Raw genomic sequence first — 19936 nt, 5'->3', positions numbered from 1 at the left:
ATTGCCCTCCCGCGGGGGAACCCAGCACGATGGACCCCGACCACGGGGGTGTTGTCGATGATCACCGAGCGCATGCGACTGCTGCGCCTGCTGCCACGCGGCGGGCGCGGCCTGACGGCGGCCCTCGTCGTCCTGCAACTGGTGCGGGCCACGCTCCCGGCCGCCCTGGCCGTCGCCGTGGGCCGGCTGACCACCACGCTCTTCGCCCAGCAAGAAGGCCAGATCGTGGCGATCGCCGCCGTCGCCGGCCTGTTCCTCACCGACCAGATCGCCTGGCTGCTGATCGCCCCGGTGCGCAACCTGCTGGTCCGGCGCATCGACGGCGACCTGCGCGCCCGGATGCGCACCCTGGCCACCGGGCTGCCCGGTCTGGACACCCTGGAGAGCACTGCCTTCCAGGACCGCATCTCCCGGGCCGTCGACGCGGGCATGGGCGTCGCCCGCGACCGCTCGGCCGGCAACGCGGCCGCCGGCCAGCTCGAGCTCGTGGTCCGCATGCTCAGCGCCGTCGCGGCGGCCGTCGTGGTCGCCACCTTCTCCGTCCCGCTCGCGGCCGGCCTGCTCGTGGCCGCCCTCGCCCTGCGCGCGATCATGCGGCGGCAGTGGATGCGCATCATCGACAAGCTCGACGCCGACACCGCCGGCCAGCGCTATGAGTACTACATCGCCACCCAGGCCGTGATGGGCGCGGCCAAGGACGTCCGGCTCTACGGGCTCAGCGACTGGTTCGGTGGCCGGTTCCGGGCCGCGGCCACCCGCACCTACGGGCCGGTCTGGCGGGAGTTGCTCGGCGTCCTGCACGGGCAGTGGTGGATCGCCGCCGCGCTGGGCGCCGCGGCCGCCGCGACCATGGGCATCCCGGCCGCCGCCGTGCTCGACGGGCGGCTCGAACCGGGCCGGCTCATCACCTGCGTCCTCGCCGGGCTCGGCGTTCTGGCGATCAGCGCGATGGGCATGGAGGCCTACGACATCGAGTACGGTCTGCGCGGCATCGCGGCGGCCGACGAACTCTCCGGTGCACACGGCAGCGCGTACGGGAAAAGGACGGCAAGCGGAGGCGGGCCGCCGACCGTGACCCTCGACGGGGTGGTCTTCTCCTATCCGGGCTCGGCCCGGCCCGTCCTCGACGGGTTGAGCGTGACCCTGCGGCCGGGCGAGATCGTCGCGGTGGTCGGTGAGAACGGCGCCGGCAAGACCACGCTCGTGAAACTGATCGCCGGCCTCTACCGGCCGGACTCCGGGCGGATCACCGTCGACGGCGCCGACCCGCACCGGCAGCGGCCCGCGATCACCGTGCTGTTCCAGGACTTCGTGCACTATCCGGCCAGCCTGCGCGACAACGTCACGGCGGCGGTGCCCGACCATCCGGTCGACGACGAGGCGGTGCGCGAGGCGCTGCGAAAGGCGGGCGCCGACGGCCTGCCGGCCGATCTCGACACCCTGCTCTGGCGGGAGGGCGACGGCGGTACGGATCTGTCCGGCGGCCAGTGGCAGCGGGTGGCCCTGGCCCGCGCGCTCTACGCGGTCGCCGCCGGCCGGCGGCTCCTCGTCCTCGACGAGCCGACCGCCAACCTCGACGTCCGGGCGGAAGCCGCGTTCCATGAGCAGGTCATCGCGCAGGTGCGGGACACCACGACACTGCTCATCTCGCACCGGCTGTCCACCGTGCGCGCCGCCGACCGCATCCTGCTCCTGCACGACGGGCGCGTCGCCGAGGACGGCACCCACGACGAGTTGCTCGCCCTCGGCGGCCGGTACGCTCGGTTCTTCCGCACCCAGGCCGAGGCATTCCGGTGAGGGACTGGTGGCGGCTGCTCGGCCACATCACCCGGATCACCCTGCGCGAGGGCCGGCGGTCCGCGGTGATCCTGGCGGTGCTCGTCGTGTGCGAGGCCGGCGTCATCGCGGCCATGGGGCTCAGCCAGCGCGAACTGGTCGACGACAGCGCCGCCGGCGCGACCGGGGGCGTCATCGCCGCGGTCGTGATCGGCGCCCTCGCGTACGCCGTGAGCGCCGTGACCGGCCGGGTGCGCGGCAACCTGCTGATCTACATCGTCGGCCGCGTCCGTGGCCGGGTGAGCGAGGAGATCCAGCGCCGCGTCTCGTCCATCCCGACCATCACCCACCTCGAACACGCACCGTACATCGACCGCTGGAACCGGATTTTCGGCAGCTCGCAGGCCCTGTCCGCGATGCCCTGGTCGGCGCTCAACTCGGTGGTCGCGGTGCTCGGTCTCGCCGTGACGGTCGGGCTGCTCGCCTCGATCACCCCGGTGCTGTGCCTGCTCGCCGCGCTCGGGGTGCCGCTGGTCCTGGCCAACCGGCGCGCCGACCGGCTGCTGCGCGACTCCCGCGACGCCGGGACCGAGCTGCTGCGGCACGAGGAGCGGTTGCACGAGCTGTGCGTCTCGCCCGAGTCGGCGAAGGAGGTCATGCTGTCGGCCGGTGGTCCGGCTCTGAACCGCCGGGCCGCGGCGATGTGGGAGACCGCGGCGGTCCGGGAGACGACCGCGCGCCTGCGCGGCGCGCTGTGGCAGAGCACGGCCTGGATGGCGTACGCGGCCGGTTTCGCCCTCGCCATGGTGGTGGTGGCCCGGTTGATCCGGGACGATCGGTCCACGGTCGGCTCCGCGGTGCTGGTGGTCTCGCTGGCCACCCAGTTGCAGAGCCAGCTCCGGGTGGTGCTGGACAGCCTGACGACGGCGGCCGAGGCCGGGCAGGCGGTGGCGCACTACTGGTGGTTGCGGCGGTACCCGGTTGACGATTCCGGCATTTCACCGCCGTCCGCGCTGACCGACGGCATCACCCTGCGCGGGGTCGGCTTCCGTTACCCCGGCGCCGCCGCCGACACGCTCCACTCGGTCGATCTGCATCTGGCGGCCGGTTCGACGGTGGCGCTGGTGGGGGCGAACGGAGCCGGGAAGTCCACTCTGATCAAGTTGCTGACCGGGCTGCACGTCCCGTCGGCCGGCTCGCTCCTGGTGGACGGGGTGCCGCTGAGCACGCTGTCCCCTTTTCGGTGGAACGCCCGGCTGGCCGGGGTGCACCAGGATTTCGCCCGGCTCCGCCTGCGACTGCGCGAGACCGTCGGCGTGGGAAACATCCGATTCATCAGGTCGCCCACGGTGGTCGGCTCGGCTATCTCCCAGGCCGGAGCGCCGCCCTTCGCCGGCCTCGAAACCCAGCTGGGCGCACCCTTCGGCGGGGTCGAACCGTCGCTCGGCCAGTGGCAGCGCCTCGCGCTGGCCCGCTCCCTGATGCGCGAGGTGGCCGGCGACCGGCCGCCGCTGTGCGTGGTGCTCGACGAGCCGACGGCCGCCCTCGATCCGCTCGCCGAACACGAGCTGTTCCAGCTCTTCGTCGATCGGGCCCGCGCGGCCCGGCTGGCCGGCGCGGTCACCGTCCTGGTCTCGCACCGCTTCACCACCGTGCGCATGGCCGACCACATCGCCGTCCTCGACGACGGCCGCATCACCGAGCAGGGCAGCCACCCGGAGCTGATGGCGGCGGGCGGCCAGTACGCCGAGCTGTACCGCCTGCAGGAGCGCGCCTACCGCTGAATCTCGCCGTCCTGTCACACCGCGGTAACGCAACGCATCGAGAATCGTTGTTCCAGGCCTCTTCGCGGGAAAGGACCGCCGATGACTGCGACCGCCGAGAAGCATCCCGTCGACCAGGTGCTGCCGCTGGGCCGGTTGACCGTCCTGGGACTCCAGCACGTCCTGGTCATGTACGCCGGTTGCGTCGCCGTCCCGCTCATCGTCGGCGGCGCGCTCGGGCTGGACACCCGGACCATCGGCGTCCTGGTCAACGCCGACCTGTTCGTGGCCGGCGTGATCACGATCATCCAGAGCGTCGGGGTCGGCAAGATCCTGGGTGTCCGGCTGCCGATCGTGGCCGGCGCGACCTTCACCGCGCTCAACCCGATGATCCTGATCGGAGCCAAGTACGGCATGCCCGCCGTCTACGGTGCGATCCTCTGCGCCGGCGTCTTCGGTCTGCTCATCGCCAAGCCGTTCGCGAAGATCATCCACCTGTTCCCGCCGCTGGTGACCGGCACGGTGATCACCATCATCGGCCTGTCGCTGATCGACGCGGGCGCCGGCCTGATCGCCGGCAACGATCCGGACGCGCCTGGCTACGGCAACCTGTCGCACATCGCGCTGGCCGGGGCCATCATCCTGCTGATCGTCCTGATCAACCGGTTCGCCAGGGGTTTCCTGGTCTCCCTCGCCGTACTCATCGGTTTGATCTTCGGGGTGATGGTTGCCGCCCTGATGGGCCTGGTCGACTTCGCCGGCGTGGGCGACGCCGGCTGGTTCGGCCTGGCCCGCCCGTTCTACTTCGGCGCCCCGAAGTTCCAGGCCGCCGCCATCATCTCGATGTGCGTGGTGATGCTGGTGATCTACGTCGAGTCGACCGCCGACATGATCGCCGTCGGCACCCTGGTCGACCGCGAGCCCACCGAGAACGACATCGCCCGCGGCCTGGCCGCCGACGGCCTGTCCGGCATCCTGGCCGGCACGTTCAACTCGTTCCTGGACACGGCGTTCGCCCAGAACGTCGGCCTCGTGCAGGTGACCAGGGTCCGCAGCCGTTTCGTGGTGACCGCGGCCGGCATCATCCTGGTGCTGCTGGGCCTGATCCCCAAACTGGGCGCGATCATCGCCGCCATCCCCGGCCCGGTGATCGGCGGCGCGGCCCTGGTCATGTTCGCCACGGTCACCGCGGTCGGCATCCGCAGCCTGCGCAAGGTCGACTTCGACGGCAACCACAACCTGCTGATCGTCGCCATCTCGCTGGGCGCCGGTATGGTCCCGGTGGTGGCCCCGGCGTTCTACGACCGCATGCCCGACGAACTGCAGATCATCCTGGGCAGCTCCATCACCACCACGGTAATCATCGTCTTCCTGCTGAACCTGCTCTTCAACGTCTGGACCCCGCGCGACCCGGGCAAGGCCCCACCGGACCAGGCCGCCACCCCCGACGGCCTCCCCGCCACCTCACCCTGACCGTTCCCGTGCGCTCCTTTTCCGGTACGCCGTAGGACCAGTCCCCTGCCCCACGGTTTCCGCTGAGCGGAACTCACCCTCCGCACGCCCGCTGCGGGCGGGCCCGCACCCGACCTTGTGGACTCACCGTGCGGACAGAGCCGCAAGTCCACACGATCCGCAATGGCGCCGAGCTGAGTGGGTGCGTGCGCGACACCCACGGCTTCGTCCCCCGCCGGCCCCGGCGCCGTGACTTCATCCCGAAAGCTGACGCCCAGTGGATACGGCTAGCGTTGCCGGCATGGCGAACTTCGGCATCAGAGATCTTGATGACTCGGTGAGCGCGAGACTGATCGTTCACATCGCCCGGAGCGGCCGCTCCGCGGAGGGTGCCGACAGCCCACAGACCGACCTGTTCCGGGCACTTCTCGAGCGGTTCGCACAACTCGGCGGTATAGACCTGGATCTGCCGGACCGCCGGCAGTTTTGAGTAGGCCGGAACGAGCGCGACCCATCCCGTACCGTTTCGATCGTGGCCGAGCCGTTCAGCACCAGCACCGAGCCCGCTGTTCTTGAGGATCTTCGCGCGCGGCTGCGGGCCACCCGGTGGCCGGACGCACCCGCGGATGCCGGGTGGTCGCAGGGTGCCGACGTGGACTACCTGCGGGAGCTGGCCGCCTACTGGGCCGACGGCTTCGACTGGCCGGCTCAGGAGGCGGCGCTCAACCGCCTGCCCCGGTTCCGGACCACGGTCGGCGCAGGCGGAGTCCACTTCGTGCACGCCCGGGCCGCCGCGCCGGTGGGCGCCGCGTTGCCGCTGGTCCTGAGTCACGGCTGGCCCGACTCGTTCTGGCGGTACACCAAGGTCATCGGTTTGCTGACCGATCCCGGTGCGCACGGCGGTGACCCGGCGGACGCGTTCGACGTGGTCGTGCCGGACATGCCCGGCTACGGCTACTCCGACCGGCCCACCGGCACTCCGCCGGACTCGATCGCGGTCGCCGGACTGTGGGCCGAGCTGATGAGCGAGCTCGGCTACCAGCGGTTCGCCGCGGCCGGCGGGGACATCGGCAGCGGGGTGAGCCGTTATCTCGCCCTCGACCACCCCGACCGGGTGGTGGCCGTACACCGGATGGACGCCGGCCTCCCGGTCTACTTCGGCGACCGGGCCGACCTCGCCCCGGAGGAGCGCGACTTCCTCGACCGCGCTGCCCGCTGGGGCACGGAGGAGGGCGCCTACGCCGCCATGCACCGCACCAAGCCGCAGACCGCCGCGGTCGGCCTGAACGACTCGCCGGCCGGGCTGCTCGCCTGGATCGTCGAGAAGATGCGCGCGTGGAGCGACCGCGACGCCTTCACCCGCGACGAGATCCTCACCAACGTCACCATCTACTGGCTGACCGGCACGATCGGCTCGGCGATGCGGATGTACCGGGTGAACGGCGCCATCCCGCCGGCCCAGCATGCCCGCCGGGTCGAGGTGCCGTCCGGCTTCTCGCTGTACCCGGCCGACCTGGTGCGTCCACCCCGGGCGTGGCTGGACCGCATGGCCAACACCGTCCGGGTGACGGAACATCCCGGCGGCGGGCACTTCGCGCCCTTCGAGCAACCATTTGCGTACGTCGAGGAGCTGCGCGAATTCTTCCGCCCGTACCGATAATCGTTTCCGCCGGCCGGACCCCGATGGTAAACACCCGGGGTGACAACTCTGGAGTTCCCCGATCTGCTGCGGCTGATCGACGAGCGGTCCGCCGCTTTCCGCGCGGCGGTCGCCGATGCTCCCGGCCTCGACGTGCCGGTGCCGACCTGCCCCGGGTGGACGCTGCTGGATCTGGTGCGGCACCTGGGTGAGGGGCAGCGCACCTGGGCCGCGACCGTCGCCGCCGGTCCGGCCTCGGCCAAGGCCGTCGTCGAAAGTTCCCCGGTCGCACCGGAGGACCTGCTCGCCTGGTCGGCCGAGTCGGCGGAGGCACTCCTCGGCACCCTGCGCGAGAGCGGCCCGGACCGCGGCTGCTGGACGTGGTGGGAGGGGTCGCAGTCGCCGTCGACCAGCGGTGCCGTCGCCCGGCACCGGCTGCAGGAGGTCGCGGTGCACACCTACGACGCCCAGATCGCCGCGGGCGCCCCGCAGCCGCTACCGACCGAGGTGGCCCTGGACGGCGTCGACGAGTTCCTGGCCACCTGCTGCGCGGGGCCGTACGTCTGGCCGCACAAGCCCGCCGTCCTCGACTATCACGCCACCGAGGGCCGCTCGTGGCGCCTGTGGCTGACCGCCGACGGCGTTCGGGTGGCGAGCCCGGACCCGAGCCCGGCCGACGCGTCGATCCGGGGCACGGCCAGTGACCTGGTTCTGGTCCTGTACCTCCGGATCCCGGTGGACTCCCTGGAGACGACGGGCGACACCCACATCTTCGAACAGCTCATCGACTGGGACCCGGACGAGTAGGACGCAGCAGCTGCCATCCGCGCCGCAGCCACGGCTCGGTTCCCCGCCGGAGCACCTCGGCACAGCTCTCCGCGGTGTCCCGGGCGAGCGCGGCGTCCTCGGGGCTCATCCAGCCCTCGCGGCACGACTGGTCGTACTCGTCCCAGTCCTCGATCTCGACGCGCCCGTCCGACTCGTGGAGCACCGGGTCCAGTTCCAGATCGACATACTGCCAGCCGTCCTCGGCGGCCTCGGGCGGCAGGCAGACGTCGATCTCGACCCGCGGGTCGGCCGGTTCGTCGACCCACCACGCCGCCCACGGACGGCCCGGCACCAGCCACACCAGAACGGGCACCGGCAGGGTGCCCCGGTCGTGCGGCGCTTCCCACGGCGAACCGACCGGACCCGACAGCCAGACGCCGGCACCGTCCTCGGCGACCGGCCGGAGATCGAACCAGTAGACGCCGCCGGGCCGCTTGATCTTCCACAGTCGAGCCATCCCGGTCAGGCCAGGCGCCATCGGGCCTGCGGTGCGCCACCGCCCGGAGCGTAGGCCAGCCAGGTCGGCGACGAGGCCGGGAACACGAGCTCGCCGGCGAGCGGGTGGCCGGCGTCGACCGCGGCCTGCGGCTCCAGCCCGTGTACGCACTGCGGGAGGAGTTGCGTTTCCTGCCCGCCGGTGCCGAGCACCCGCAGGGCGGACGGGTCCCACGGCACGGTTCCCCGGACGGTGGTCACCGTCATCGCGACGGTCAGCAGCGGCCCGTCGGCGCAGCGGTCGGTGCGCACCCCGACCGCGCCGGGAGTCAGCCGCACCTCGTTGTCGCGGTTGCCGAGGGCGAGCGTCTCGGCCGGTCCGAGGTTCAGCGCGTTGGGGCTCAGCGGCCGCAGGCCGCCGCCGAGCAGGATCTCCGCGGCCGACCGGACCTGGTCGTCGTCGATGCCGGCCGACGGTCGCGCCGCCGCGGAGCCGCGGAGCGTGAACGGCTGCTGCCGATCGGCCGCGCCGCCGTCCTGCGCGATCAGGTGGACGACGAGGCGGATCAGGAGCGCGCCGACGACCACGGCACCGACACCGCCGCCGATCCACCGGCCGGTCGACCGCTGCGCCGCCGCTTTCCTGGCCGGCTGCTCAGTGTCCCAGTCCCACATGGACAATGCTCCCCCCGCGTGATCCGCGGAGGGAGCATAGACCGGATCAGATGAACTGCGTTCCCTCGTCGGCCTTGCGGAGCAGCAGCGGCGGCGGGGTGAAGCGGTCGCCGTAGCGGGCGGCCAGTTCGCGGGCGCGGGACACGAAGGCCGGCAGGCCGCCCGGGTAACCGTTGATGTACTGCAGCACGCCGCCGGTCCAGCCCGGGTAACCGATGCCGAGGATCGAGCCGATGTTGGCCTCGGCCACCGAGGTGAGCACGCCCTCGTCCAGGCATTTCACGCTCTCGATCGCCTCGATGAAGAGCAACCGCTCCTTGAGGTCCTCGAACGGCACCTCGACGTCGGGGCGGGCGAACGCCGACAGGCCGGGCCAGAGGCGTACGCGCTTTCCCTCGGCGTACTCGTAGAAGCCGGCGCCGGACGAGCGGCCCGGCCGGCCGAAGTCGTCGATCATGCGGTCGACGACCGCATCCGCCGGATGCGGCACCCAGGCGTCGCCGGCCGCCGCGCGGGTCTCCTCGCGGATCCTGCGCGGCAGGGTGAGGGTCAGTTCGTCCATCAGGGCGAGCACCGGGGCGGGGTAACCGGCCTGGCTGCTGGCCTGTTCGATGCTGGCCGGCGGCACGCCCTCGCCGAGCATCGCGATGCCCTCGTTGGTGAAGGTGCCGATCACCCGGCTGGTGAAGAAGCCGCGGCTGTCGTTGACCACGATCGGGGTCTTGCGCAGGCGCTGCACCACGTCGAGGGCGCGGCGCCGGGTCTCGTCGCTGGTCTTCTCGCCGGGGATCACCTCGACCAGCGGCATCTTGTCGACCGGCGAGAAGAAGTGCAGGCCGATGAAGTCGGCCTGCCGGTTGACGCCCTCGGCCAGCAGGGTGATCGGCAGGGTGGAGGTGTTGGAGCAGAGCAGCGCGTTCGGCGCCACCACGCCCTCGATCTCGGCGAAGACCTTGTGCTTGAGGCCGACGTCCTCGAAGACGGCCTCGATCACCAGGTCGGCGCCGGCCAGGTCGGCGATCTCGGCGGTCGGCGTGATCCGGTCGAGCAGATCGGCCGGTCCCCGGCCTTTGGCAACAAGCTTTTCGGCGTACGCCTTTCCGCGCTGCGCCCCCTTCAGGGTCACGTCGCGCAGCACAACATCAAGACCGGACCGGGCACAGACGTACGCGATGGCCGCGCCCATCATCCCGGCGCCCAGCACCGCGACCTTCGTGATCGGCGGGACGGCCCCGACGTCGCGCCGGTTGACCTCGTTGAGGTCGTAGAAGAAGGCCTTGATCATGTTCTTGACGGTCTGGCCGGTGGCGAGTTCGACGAAGTACCGGCTCTCGATGACGAACGCGGTGTCCACGTCGACCTGCGCACCCTCGACGGCGGCGCAGAGAATGTTGCGCGGTGCAGGGTAGGGCGCGCCCTTGAGCTGCTTGCGCAGGTTGGCCGGGAAGGCCGGAAGTTGCGCGGCCAGGGCCGGAGTGGACGGCGAGCCGCCGGGGATCTTGTAGCCCGGCTTGTCCCACGGCTGGGCAGCGTCCGAATTGTCGGCAATCCAGGCGCGGGCCCGGGAAATCAGCTCGTCGGGGGTCGCGGCGACGGAGTCGATCAAGCCCAACGACCGGGCGGCGGCGATCTTGTGCCGGGTGCCGAGCAGCAGGACCTTGGTCAGCGCGGTCGCGAGCCCGAGCAGCCGTACCGTCCGGACCACTCCCCCGCCCGCCGGCAGCAGGCCGAGCGTGACCTCCGGCAGGCCCACCTCGAGGCGCGGATCGTCCAGCGCGATCCGGTGGTGGCAGGCCAGCGCCAGCTCCAGGCCGCCACCCAGAGCCGAGCCGTTGAGCGCCGCCACCACCGGCCGGCCCAGGGTCTCGAGGCGGCGTAGCTGCCCCTTGACCCGGTTGGCCTGGTCGAAGGCGGCTTGACCGTCGGAGGGGCCGATGGCCCGGAGCGAGTCGAGGTCGCCGCCGGCGAACCAGGATTTCTTCGCCGACGTGATGATCACGCCGGTGATCTCGTCGCGCTCGGCCTCGAGGCGGGCGACGGTCGTTTCCATGCTGTCGACGTACGCCCGGTTCATGGTGTTGGCGCCGCGCGACGGGTCGTCGAGGGTGAGCGTGACGATGCCGTCGGCAGCACGTTCGTAGTTGATCATGACAGCCTCTCGATCACAGTCGCGATGCCCATCCCGCCGCCGATGCAGAGGGTGGCCAGGCCGTAGCGGCCGCCCCGCCGTTCCAGCTCGTCGACGAGGATGCCGAGGATCATGGCGCCGGTCGCGCCGAGCGGATGGCCCATCGCGATCGCGCCGCCGTTGACGTTGACGATGTCCGGGTCGAGTTTCAGGTCGTCGATGTAGTGCAGCACCACCGCCGCGAACGCCTCGTTGATCTCGACGAGGTCGAGGTCGTCGACGGTGAGACCGGCCTTCGTCAGGGCCTTGCGGGAGGCCGGGGCCGGGCCGGTCAGCATGATCGTCGGGTCGGCACCGCTGAGCGCGGTGGACAGGATCCGGGCCCGCGGGGTGAGCCCGTTACGCACGCCGGCGTCGGCCGAACCGACCAGGACGAGGGCGGCACCGTCCACGATGCCGGACGAGTTGCCGGCGTGGTGGACGTGCTCGATGCGCTCGACCCAGTGGTATTTCTGCAGCGCCACGGCGTCGAAGCCGCCCTGGTCACCGATCTTGGCAAACGACGCGGGCAGCGTGCCGAGGCTCTCGACCGTGCTGTCGGCCCGGATGTGCTCGTCGCGGTCGAGGATGACCAGGCCGTTGCGGTCGACGACCGGCACCACCGAGTTGGCGAAGTAGCCGCCGGCCCAAGCCGCCGCGGCCCGCTGCTGCGAGCGCACCGCCCACGCGTCGACGTCCGACCGGCTGAAACCGTCCATCGTGGCGATCAGGTCAGCGCCGATGCCCTGCGGGACGAAACCGGTGGTCAGGTTGGTCTCCGGGTCGAGCGCCCAGGCGCCGCCGTCGGATCCCATCGGCACCCGGGACATCGACTCGACACCGCCCGCGAGCACGAGATCTTCCCAGCCGGAGCGCACCTTCTGGGCGGCGATGTTGACCGCCTCCAGCCCGGAACCGCAGAAGCGGTTCAGCTGCACGCCGGCCACCGTCTCGGGCAGCCCGGCGGCCAGGGCCGCGGTCTTTGCGATGTCGGCGCCCTGCTCACCGATCGGGGAGACGACCCCGAGCACGACGTCGTCGATCTCGGCCGGGTCGAGCCCGGGCCGGCGCTTACGCAGTTCGTCGATCAGTCCCACGACCAGCGAGACCGGCTTGGTGCCGTACAGCGAGCCGGTTCGCTTGCCCCGTCCCCGGGGCGTCCGCAGGGCGTCGTAGATGAACGCCTCGGTAGCCACAACCTGTCTCCCGTCGAGAATCGCGAATCCCGGTTAACTTTTTCCCGTGTTTCCCCTTGGTGTCAAGGAAATCAACAGATGCCACGGATGAATCACAGATAACTGCCGGGGGTACGCTGACCCAGTGCGCCACGCAACCGTCGACGTGTCCGGCGGCCGGAAACGACCGAAGGACCGCAAGGCCCAGATCGCCCAGGTCGCGGCCGAGCTGTTCGGCGCCCGCGGTTACCACGGTGTCGGCCTCGACGAGATCGCCGCGGCGGTGGGTATCAGCGCGCCCGCCGTCTACCGCCACTTCGAAAATAAGTACGCGATCCTGGTTTTCGCCACCCGCGGTCTGGTCGATTCCGCGCTGACCGCGACCGACCTGCCGCCCGGCGGCGACGCCTGGGCGACCCTCGAGGCACTGCTGGCGGCTCTCGCCCGGCTGGCCACGACCCATCGTGCGACCTCCGGCCTCTACCAGTGGGAGTGGCGCTACCTCACGCCCGAGCACCGGGCCGAGTTCCGCGACGACCTGGCCACCCTGCTCCGACGGGTGGTCACCCCGCTGTCGGCGGCCCGCCCGGAGCTGACCGCGGCCGACGCGACGGCGCTGTCCCGGGCCGCGCTCAGCATCTTCGGCAGCCTCGGCACGCACCGGGCCGCGATCGCCCGCACGCGCGCCGAGCAGGCTCTGTTCCGGGTCGCCTCAGCCGTGCTGCACCGCGAGCCACCGACACCGGCCGCGATGCCGGCCGGCCCGCCGGAAAACCCGGGGCTGCGATCGGGCTCGCGCCGGGAGATCCTGCTCGCCGAGTCGATCCGGCTCTTCCGGAAGTACGGCTACCACGCCGTCAACATCGAGGACATCGGCCGGGCCGCGGGCATCAACGCGTCCAGTGTCTACCGCTACTTCCCGGGCAAGTCCGACCTGCTGGCCGCCGCGTTCTACCGCGCCTCGGAGCGGGTCAGCGACGCGACCGCGGCCGCCCTGGCCGGCGCGGCCGACGACACCGACGCCCTGCGCCGCATGGTCGAGTCGTACGTGGATCTGACCTTCGAGCGCAGCGACCTGGTCTCGGTCTACCTGGCCGAGAACAACAACCTGCCCGAGTCCGACCGGCACGAGCTGCGCAAGGTGCAGCGCCTGCACGTCGAGGATTGGGTGCGGCTGCTCGGCGCGGTGCGGCCCGGCCTGCCGACGCCGGAGGTGCGGGTGCTCGTGCACGCGGCGATCAACCTGGTCACCGACCTGAGCCGCTGGGTGCACTTCGACCGGCGCACCGGCATGGACCAGCACCTGGTGCGGCTCATGCACGCCGTACTGCTCTCGTAAGTTAATCCGGTTTCGCAAGATTTCGCCGACGAAAATCGCGTCATGAGAGCAGGACTGTTCCCAACAAGTTAATCGTCGTTTACGTTCCTTGCATGGATGACGGCCTGTTCGACGACGCCGCGGTCATCCGGCGGGTGGCCCGGGAGGGCCTGCTGCTCGCCGGTGGCGGGCGCGCGACGCTGCTGCAGGTCGCACACCCCGGCGTCGCCCAGGGGGTGTACGACCACAGCGACTTCGCCGAGCGCCCGCTCGACCGCCTGCGCACCACGATGAACTACGTCTACGGCGTGCTGTTCGGCACCCGCGAGGAGGCGCGGACGATCAGCCGTGCCGTCGCCGCGATACACCGCCGGGTCACCGGCCCCGGCTACCACGCCGACGACCCCGACCTGCAGGTGTGGGTCAACGCCACGCTCTACGAGACCGCGGTGGTGCTCTACCAGCGGGTGGTCCGGCCGCTGACCCCGGCCGAGCTGGAGGAGTGCTACCAGCAGTACAGCGTGCTGGCCACCTCGATCGGGTGCCCCGAACAAGCCTGGCCGGCCGACCGGGCCGCGTTCGACCGCTACTGGACCCACATGATCGACACGCTCGAGGTCAGCCCGGAAGGCAAGGCGATCGGCGACGCCCTGATGTGGCCGAAGAACCTGCCCCTCGCGCTGCGCCCCGGCAAGCCGGTCAACCGTTTCCTCACCATCGGGCTGTTGCCCGCCCCGATCCGGGCGGGCTACCGCTACTCGTGGTCGCCGCTCCAGCAACGAATCCTCGACGGGAGTCTCACCGCCTCCGCCGTCGTGTACCCCCGCCTGCCGCTCAAGCTGCGGGCCGGGCTGAAGGACCACTACCTCAAAGATCTCCGCAAGCGATTCGCCCGGCGCCGCAGCCCGCTCGCGGCCGACGGCTGAAGGAGGACGACACCCATGGCTCCCTCCGTCGCCCAGCGGTGTGCCGACACCGCGCGTGGGCTGACCATTCCCGTACTGCTGCACCGCAACGCCGCCGACTTCGGTGACCTGCCCGCGCTGAGCGTCCTCGGCCGCGACGGCACGCTCACCTGGCGGCAGCTGCGCGACCGGGTCGCCGCGCTGTCCCGTGGCCTCGCCGAGCTGGGCCTCGGCTCCGGCGACCGGATGCTGATCATGATGTCCGGCCGGCCCGAGCACTGGCTGGTCGACCTGGCCGCGGTGCACCTCGGCGCGGTCCCGTCCACCGTGTACGCGACGCTCTCCACCGACCAGCTGCGCTACCTGGCCCGGCACAGCGAGGCGAAGATCGTGGTGGTCGAGGACGATTCCGCCCGTACGCGATGGGAAGCGATCGTCGACGGCCTGGCCGCACCACCGCGGATCCTCGTCGTCGGGTCCTCGCTCGACGAGGTCGAGGCGCGCGGCAAGGCCGCGCACGAGGCCGACCCGGAGGCCTTCGAGAAGACCTGGCCGGAGGTACGCCCGGACCAGGCGGTCACGCTGCTCTACACGTCCGGCACCACCGGGGACCCGAAGGGTGTCGTGCTCACCCACGGCAACGTGATCTACCAATCGGTGGTGCTGGAGGCCACGGTCAGCATGCCCGACCACAGCCCGTCACTGGCCTACCTGCCGCTCGCGCACATCGCCGAACGGATGCTCGGCATCTACAACCCGATCTACCGCGCCGGGCACGTCACCATCTGCCCCGACCCCGCCATGCTCGTGGCGGGTCTCGTCACGGTGCGGCCGGTCTCGTTCTTCGGGGTGCCGCGCATCTGGGAGAAGATGGTCGCCGGCATCCAGGCACAGCTCGCCGCCGCCGAGCCGCCGATCCGGGCCGCTGTCGACGCCGCCCGGGCCGCCGCCCTCGAGGTCTACCGGCTGCGCGCCGACGAGCAGCCGGTGCCGACCGAACTGCAGATCCGGCACGCCGCCCTGGACGCCCAGGTGCTCCGGCCGCTGCGCGCCAAACTCGGCCTGGACAACATGCTGTGGGCCGGCAGCGGCGCCGCGCCGATCCCGGTCGAGGTGCTGCTCTACCTCGCGAGCATCGGGTTGGACGTGCTCGAGGTGTGGGGCATGACCGAAACCACCGGAACCGCCACGATCAACACCCCCGACCATTTCCGTACGGGCACGGTCGGTCGCGTCAACCCGGGCATGGAGGTCAGGCTCGCGGAGGACGGCGAGATTCTGGTACGGGGCCCGCTCGTCGCGGCCGGCTATCTCCGCCCCGGCGGTGGCGTGGAGCCGATCGTCGACGCGGACGGCTGGCTCGCCACCGGCGACGTCGGCACGATCGACGACGACGGCTACCTCACCATCACCGACCGCAAGAAAGAACTGATCATCAACTCGAGCGGGAAGAACATCTCCCCCGCCCAGATCGAGAACCTGCTGCGCGCCCACCCGCTGATCGCGCAGGCCGTGGCGATCGGCGACCGCCGGCCCTACGTGACGGCGCTGATCGTCCTCGACGACGAGTCCGTACCCCTCTGGGCTCGTCGTCGTGGCCTTGCTTTTGATTCCATCGGCGACCTGGCCGATCATCCCGACCTGCTCGCCGAGATCACCGCGGCGGTCGAGGCCGCCAACGAGAAACTCGCCCGGCCCGAACAGGTCAAGACCTTCCGGGTGCTGCCCACCGCCTGGACGCCGGAGACCGGCGAACTGACCCCGACCCTGAAGCTGCGCCGCCGCGTCGTGGCCGAGCGGTACGCGGACACCATCAGCTCGCTCTACCCCTGATTTCCTCTACGCCGGCCGGACCCAGACCCGCAGCTCCCCGACGGAGGTGAAACCACCGTCCAGCGCGGCCGCCAGCGCCTCCCCACGTTCGTAGCCGACCAGCGGCCGGGCCGGGAAGTGCACGCCGACGACCGCGGCGAGCTCGGCCCAATCGACGCGATGCCCGGGTACGGCGTACACGTTCGACACGTCGACGGTGCCGCTGCCGAGCCGGGCGACCGCGCCCGCCACGATGTGATCGCCGGCGCGCTTGGCCAGGATGCGGAAGTGCGCCCGCCGCAGCAGCGGCGGCAGCAGCACGTCCCGGGTGTCGTGCCGGCCGGTCCACTCGAAAAGCTCGTCCGGGCCGGTCACCGCCGACCACCCCGCCGGGGTGCCGGTCCGGCCGGGCGGCTCGGCTTCGCGGTGGATCCAGGTCGCCGAGAACAGCAGGTCCAGGCCCGCGCCGGTGAGGTCCATGGTCGCGAAGCTGTCCTTGACCCCGCCGTGCTCCCGGCCGTCGAGGCGCGCGAGGACCTGCTCCGCGGTCACCTCGGGCTCGACGACCACGGCGGTCGAGTGCAGCGGCGGCGGGGTGCCGAGCGCGCTCCAGAGCCCGTCGACCAGGACCGAACCGACCCCGTGCAGGGTGCAGAGGTCCTCGTACCAGCCGACGCTCGCATCAACCGCACCACGAAGCCGTGGATCCATGTCGTCACCTCACTGTCCCCGACACCGTAGCGACCGTCAGCGCAGCGGCGGATGCTCGCCCAGCCCGGTGCGACGGCGGACGGTCGTCAGCAGCGCCGCGACGTCGGCGTGCGCCAACTCCACCAGATCCGGCGCGGACACGAGTGTCGCCGCCGGTCGCCGGAGAGTCGCCCGCAGGTCGTTGCCGGCCCGGCGGACCGAGATGCCGGCCGTGTTGGCGTAGAAGTCGTAGTCGATCTGCAGGACCGGGTGGGCGGCGTCGGACCACCAGGCCTGCCACTCGGGGCCTTCCAGGCGACCCAGCAGATGGTGGATCGGGTCCGAATATGCGCGTGGCACCTCGTCCATACCGCCGCCGCCGATGAATTCGATGCGCGGACCGAGGTCGGCCGGGGTCCGCACCTCGACGCGGGGAACGGTGGCCGCTTCGCTGTCGTACTCGACGGGCGGGAGGCCGGCCGGATCGCCGAAGGTGCCCGGGTCGTCGAGGTCGACGCGGATCCGACCGGGGCGGTCGGGCCCTCGCACGGTCGCGCCGGTCCGGTCGATCGCCAGGCCGGAAGTGGCCATGAACTCGACGACCGTCTTGCTGCGCCAGCGCAGCTCACAGTCGAACGCCCGGGTGAATCCACCCGTGGCCGCGAGCGGGGAGACCGCGACGACCGAGCGGTCGGCACGGCGGCGGATGTGCACCACGACGCGGCCGTAGCCGTCGGGGTAGATCGCGTAGGTCGGCTCGGCGACGTGCCGCCGGTCGGGGCTGGTCCTGGTCGGCCCGGTCCAGCGGTAGTGCAAGCCGGCCGCCAGGGCGTGAGCGCGGGCCGCGTCGAGCGCGGCCTGATCCCAGCCGCGGTCCCGGCCCAGCCGGGTCGCGGCCGCGTGCACCACCTCGAGGACCAGCTCCGCTCGAGCCTGCGGAGTCAGTTCGGCGATTCCGGGCGGGAGCGAGGCGACGCCCATCTCGAAGCCCTCGGTCAGTTCGGGGTGCACGGTGACCAGGGCGTCGTCGCGTTCGATGTCGTGCCAAGCGACTATCCGGAGTTCGCTGTGCCGGTTCTGGATCTTCGCGGGGCGCACCGCCTCGGAGTACAGCTCGAACACGGAATTGGCGCTGCGCGCGAACGCGTCCTCGTCGGGGTGCTCAGCCCATGGGCGGTCCGGGAAGCCCATCGCCGGCTGGACCCAGATCAGCCGCAGTGTCGACATCAGTTGATCGTGGCAGACGGGGCGGTGGTGGCGCGCGATCCAGGCCATCATGATCGCCATGCCAAGGAGCGTCCTGAACGTCTCGATCGAGGGCGACCACTACCACCCGGAGAGCTGGGCGGAGACGGCGGAACTCATCGATCGGATAATGCGGCGGCAAGAAAACTGGTTTCCCGGGTTCGGCATCGGTGGCTCGGTGGCGCTGTCCGTCACCGCGGAGCCGGTGACGGACAGCCGGCTGCCGGACAACTACCTGCAGGTCGGCGTGAATTCGTTCAGCGGGTACGGCGGCCTCGTCTGGCTCGGCGGCGGCGGGTGCTGGGTGTCCGACAACCCGGAGCCGCCGGGCTTCGATCCGTTCGTACTGTCGAATTCGGGCGGCCCGCTCAGCTTCCACCCGGAGAGCACGCTGCCGGTCGCGCGGATCCGCGCGGCGGTCGAGGAGTTCTGCCGGGCCGCGACCGGCGAGCGGCCCAGCGGTGTGCGGTGGGTGCCCGGCGGGATGAGCGGCGAGCGGGACGACCTGGCGGGCGAGCGGCACCATGGCATCGTCACGGAGCCGCTCCGGCGGGCGATGGTGCCCGAGCGGGCCCGACTGCGGGTGCTCGGTGCGATACGGGTGCGGCGCATGCTGCCGATCCTCGACGCCGCGAACGCCTCGTTCGTGGCCGAGGTGGCCGAGATCTGCGAGGTGCGGGGCCGTGGCCTGCGCCGCTCACTGGACGGGCCGGTGCGGGTCCTGCGGCGGTTCGACGAGTGCGACCCCGACCCCGGTGAAGGGCCGGACGACGCCGCTTTCCGTTACGCGCGAATGGTGGCGGTGGGCACCGCGCTGGCCGTGGCCTGGCCGAAGGAGGACCCGGAAGCGCAGTTCGACGTGCTGGAGTACAGCACCTGCTCGTTCTGGGCGATGTGCCACACGGCGGTCCTGAAATCCGGGGACTGGGAGGTGGCCACGGAGATGCGGGACGCCGAGGAGGCGGCCCGCCGACGGGAGATCGCGCTCCTCCTCGACGCCGACGACCCCCATCAGGTCTTCCGGGACGAGAATCGCTGGGATGCCGGGGCCGCGGTCCGGTGCGCCGGCTGGGCGTGAGCGGGTCGCGAGGAACAGGCCGCAGCCGGTCAAGCACCGCGGCGCAGGTGTTCGGCCGGCAGGTCGGCCGGCGGCGCCGGTGCGCCGAGGTCGGAGGGCTGGTAGCCGGCCGGATAGCCGGGGTAGGTGCGGTTGTGCTTGGACACGCCGAGCACGCTGGTGCGGCGTGGCGGGAAGAAACGGATGGCGCCGGCCCGCGCCTTGAGGCCGGCGGCGCCGAGAGCGCCGACCCAGTGCGGGGCGGGGTCGAAACCGAAGGCGCGCAACATCGGCTCGTCGAGCATGCCGCGCACTCCGAGGCGTACGGCAGGGCGCAGGAAACCGGGGAACCAGGCGGCGAAGAGCCCGACCGTGTATTCGCCGACCTTCCGATTGGTGTCCGTGTAGACAAAATGCGAAGCCTCGTAGTCGCGTTTGAAGGCGGCGAATTCCTCGAACGTCGCCGGAACGTCACGGATGCCCATCCGGCGGCCGACCTCGCGGTAGTAGTGGAAAGCGGCGAGTTTCTCGTTGACGTGAAGCGGCCGCCAGCCGTACGACGCGAGCCATGCGATCGGGTCGTAGACGAACGTGGACAGCACGTACAGCATGTCGTCGTTGCTGATCGCGTACCGGCCGTGGGCACGGTTGACCACCTTGAGAGCTTCCCGGCCGCGCGGCGAGTCGTAACCGTGCGCGGCGATCTCGGCCATCAGCAGGGCGGTGTCGTCGTAGCGCTTCTGCGGGCGTCTCTCGAATTCGCCGGTGGCCGCCAGCAGTTTCGAGATGCTCGGCACGCAGTAGGTGCGGAACAGCGCGAACTCCAGCGCCCGGGTGTAATCCCAGGGGAATTCCAGGCCGGCCGAGATCTGGTAGATCTCCAGGTGGTCGCGGACCGGGTCGAGCCCGGCGATGCGCTGCAGCAGGTCGTAGCGGCGGGTCATCCGAGCATCTCCTTCACCGTGGCGATGAGGCGGGCCGGGTTATTTGATATTTGAT

Annotated in this window: 17 protein-coding genes; 10 read left to right on the top strand and 7 right to left on the bottom strand. The window is 71.3% G+C overall.

Features of this window, described 5'->3' with window-relative positions:
- The first annotated feature begins 57 nt into the window (after window positions 1–57).
- The 6 genes from Ato02nite_RS13460 (at window position 58) to Ato02nite_RS13435 (ending at window position 7437) form a co-directional block, all read left to right on the top strand.
- Window positions 58–1797: an ABC transporter ATP-binding protein gene (locus Ato02nite_RS13460; protein WP_213006811.1), complete on the top strand. Its 1740-nt coding sequence runs from the start codon at window positions 58–60 to the stop codon at window positions 1795–1797.
- Entirely contained in the window at window positions 1794–3560 is a 1767-nt protein-coding gene (locus tag Ato02nite_RS13455; protein WP_213006810.1) for an ABC transporter ATP-binding protein, read from the top strand. Before Ato02nite_RS13460 ends, Ato02nite_RS13455 begins: the two co-directional genes overlap by 4 nt.
- 81 nt (window positions 3561–3641) lie before the next feature.
- Window positions 3642–5012 (top strand): nucleobase:cation symporter-2 family protein, encoded by a 1371-nt coding sequence (locus tag Ato02nite_RS13450; protein ID WP_213006809.1) that lies wholly within the window; start codon window positions 3642–3644, stop codon window positions 5010–5012.
- A 280-nt stretch (window positions 5013–5292) separates the two neighbouring features.
- Window positions 5293–5481 (top strand): plasmid stabilization protein, encoded by a 189-nt coding sequence (locus tag Ato02nite_RS13445; RefSeq protein WP_213006808.1) that lies wholly within the window; start codon window positions 5293–5295, stop codon window positions 5479–5481.
- A 42-nt stretch (window positions 5482–5523) separates the two neighbouring features.
- Window positions 5524–6651, top strand: a complete 1128-nt coding sequence (locus tag Ato02nite_RS13440) for an epoxide hydrolase family protein (protein ID WP_246606860.1) — start codon at window positions 5524–5526, stop codon at window positions 6649–6651.
- A gap of 39 nt (window positions 6652–6690) precedes the next feature.
- Window positions 6691–7437, top strand: a complete 747-nt coding sequence (locus tag Ato02nite_RS13435) for a maleylpyruvate isomerase family mycothiol-dependent enzyme (RefSeq protein ID WP_246606859.1) — start codon at window positions 6691–6693, stop codon at window positions 7435–7437.
- Here the strand turns inward: Ato02nite_RS13435 and Ato02nite_RS13430 are convergent.
- From Ato02nite_RS13430 to Ato02nite_RS13415, 4 genes are read right to left on the bottom strand one after another with little or no spacing between them, the layout of a single operon-like run.
- Window positions 7412–7915 carry a ribonuclease FAU-1 family protein gene (locus Ato02nite_RS13430; protein ID WP_213006807.1) on the bottom strand — a complete coding sequence of 168 codons (504 nt, stop codon included), beginning with the start codon at window positions 7913–7915 and terminating at the stop codon, window positions 7412–7414. The two genes, Ato02nite_RS13435 and Ato02nite_RS13430, sit on opposite strands and share 26 nt — an antisense overlap.
- 5 nt (window positions 7916–7920) lie before the next feature.
- On the bottom strand, window positions 7921–8568 hold the full coding sequence (locus tag Ato02nite_RS13425) for a hypothetical protein (protein ID WP_213006806.1): 648 nt from the start codon (window positions 8566–8568) through the stop codon (window positions 7921–7923).
- Between the two features lie 46 nt (window positions 8569–8614).
- Entirely contained in the window at window positions 8615–10717 is a 2103-nt protein-coding gene (locus tag Ato02nite_RS13420; protein WP_213006805.1) for a 3-hydroxyacyl-CoA dehydrogenase NAD-binding domain-containing protein, read from the bottom strand.
- Window positions 10714–11931, bottom strand: coding sequence for an acetyl-CoA C-acetyltransferase (locus Ato02nite_RS13415; protein ID WP_213006804.1), 1218 nt, complete (start codon window positions 11929–11931; stop codon window positions 10714–10716). Before Ato02nite_RS13415 ends, Ato02nite_RS13420 begins: the two co-directional genes overlap by 4 nt.
- Before the next feature lie 124 nt (window positions 11932–12055).
- On the opposite strand from Ato02nite_RS13415, the gene Ato02nite_RS13410 reads away from it, so the two are divergent.
- The 3 genes from Ato02nite_RS13410 (at window position 12056) to Ato02nite_RS13400 (ending at window position 15966) form a co-directional block, all read left to right on the top strand.
- Complete coding sequence (locus Ato02nite_RS13410) at window positions 12056–13249, top strand: TetR/AcrR family transcriptional regulator (protein WP_213006803.1); 1194 nt, start codon at window positions 12056–12058, stop codon at window positions 13247–13249.
- A 92-nt stretch (window positions 13250–13341) separates the two neighbouring features.
- Window positions 13342–14154, top strand: a complete 813-nt coding sequence (locus Ato02nite_RS13405) for an oxygenase MpaB family protein (RefSeq protein ID WP_213006802.1) — start codon at window positions 13342–13344, stop codon at window positions 14152–14154.
- 15 nt (window positions 14155–14169) lie between these two features.
- On the top strand, window positions 14170–15966 hold the full coding sequence (locus Ato02nite_RS13400; RefSeq protein WP_213006801.1) for an AMP-dependent synthetase/ligase: 1797 nt from the start codon (window positions 14170–14172) through the stop codon (window positions 15964–15966).
- Between the two features lie 6 nt (window positions 15967–15972).
- Here the strand turns inward: Ato02nite_RS13400 and Ato02nite_RS13395 are convergent, their stop codons facing one another.
- Window positions 15973–16656: a hypothetical protein gene (locus tag Ato02nite_RS13395; protein WP_213006800.1), complete on the bottom strand. Its 684-nt coding sequence runs from the start codon at window positions 16654–16656 to the stop codon at window positions 15973–15975.
- Window positions 16657–16692: 36 nt separating this feature from the next.
- The gene (locus Ato02nite_RS13390; protein WP_213006799.1) at window positions 16693–17862 is read right to left on the bottom strand and encodes a hypothetical protein; all 1170 of its coding nucleotides are present in this window, start codon (window positions 17860–17862) and stop codon (window positions 16693–16695) included.
- Between the two features lie 58 nt (window positions 17863–17920).
- Here Ato02nite_RS13390 and Ato02nite_RS13385 point away from each other — a divergent pair, with 58 nt between their 5' ends.
- Window positions 17921–18958, top strand: coding sequence for an Imm1 family immunity protein (locus Ato02nite_RS13385; protein WP_213006798.1), 1038 nt, complete (start codon window positions 17921–17923; stop codon window positions 18956–18958).
- A gap of 29 nt (window positions 18959–18987) precedes the next feature.
- Here Ato02nite_RS13385 and Ato02nite_RS13380 read toward each other — a convergent pair whose 3' ends face one another.
- Window positions 18988–19881, bottom strand: coding sequence for an oxygenase MpaB family protein (locus Ato02nite_RS13380; protein WP_213006797.1), 894 nt, complete (start codon window positions 19879–19881; stop codon window positions 18988–18990).
- Window positions 19882–19936: the final 55 nt, after the last annotated feature.

This window comes from Paractinoplanes toevensis, from assembly GCF_018332695.1.
In the GTDB taxonomy this organism is placed as follows: Bacteria; Actinomycetota; Actinomycetes; order Mycobacteriales; family Micromonosporaceae; genus Actinoplanes; species Actinoplanes toevensis.
Note: the sequence above shows the minus strand (reverse complement) of the source record. Positions and strands in the feature narration are given on the sequence as shown.

What these genes read in the sequence shown, in the direction of transcription:
- Ato02nite_RS13460 (WP_213006811.1), top strand. Translation starts at nt 58, where the DNA reads ATGATCACCGAGCGCATGCGACTGCTGCGCCTGCTGCCACGCGGCGGG.
- Ato02nite_RS13450 (WP_213006809.1), top strand. Translation starts at nt 3,642, where the DNA reads ATGACTGCGACCGCCGAGAAGCATCCCGTCGACCAGGTGCTGCCGCTG.
- Ato02nite_RS13445 (WP_213006808.1), top strand. Translation starts at nt 5,293, where the DNA reads ATGGCGAACTTCGGCATCAGAGATCTTGATGACTCGGTGAGCGCGAGA.
- Ato02nite_RS13430 (WP_213006807.1), bottom strand. Translation starts at nt 7,915, where the DNA reads ATGGCTCGACTGTGGAAGATCAAGCGGCCCGGCGGCGTCTACTGGTTC.
- Ato02nite_RS13425 (WP_213006806.1), bottom strand. Translation starts at nt 8,568, where the DNA reads ATGTGGGACTGGGACACTGAGCAGCCGGCCAGGAAAGCGGCGGCGCAG.
- Ato02nite_RS13420 (WP_213006805.1), bottom strand. Translation starts at nt 10,717, where the DNA reads ATGATCAACTACGAACGTGCTGCCGACGGCATCGTCACGCTCACCCTC.
- Ato02nite_RS13405 (WP_213006802.1), top strand. Translation starts at nt 13,342, where the DNA reads ATGGATGACGGCCTGTTCGACGACGCCGCGGTCATCCGGCGGGTGGCC.
- Ato02nite_RS13400 (WP_213006801.1), top strand. Translation starts at nt 14,170, where the DNA reads ATGGCTCCCTCCGTCGCCCAGCGGTGTGCCGACACCGCGCGTGGGCTG.
- Ato02nite_RS13395 (WP_213006800.1), bottom strand. Translation starts at nt 16,656, where the DNA reads ATGGATCCACGGCTTCGTGGTGCGGTTGATGCGAGCGTCGGCTGGTAC.
- Ato02nite_RS13390 (WP_213006799.1), bottom strand. Translation starts at nt 17,862, where the DNA reads ATGTCGACACTGCGGCTGATCTGGGTCCAGCCGGCGATGGGCTTCCCG.
- Ato02nite_RS13385 (WP_213006798.1), top strand. Translation starts at nt 17,921, where the DNA reads ATGCCAAGGAGCGTCCTGAACGTCTCGATCGAGGGCGACCACTACCAC.
- Ato02nite_RS13380 (WP_213006797.1), bottom strand. Translation starts at nt 19,881, where the DNA reads ATGACCCGCCGCTACGACCTGCTGCAGCGCATCGCCGGGCTCGACCCG.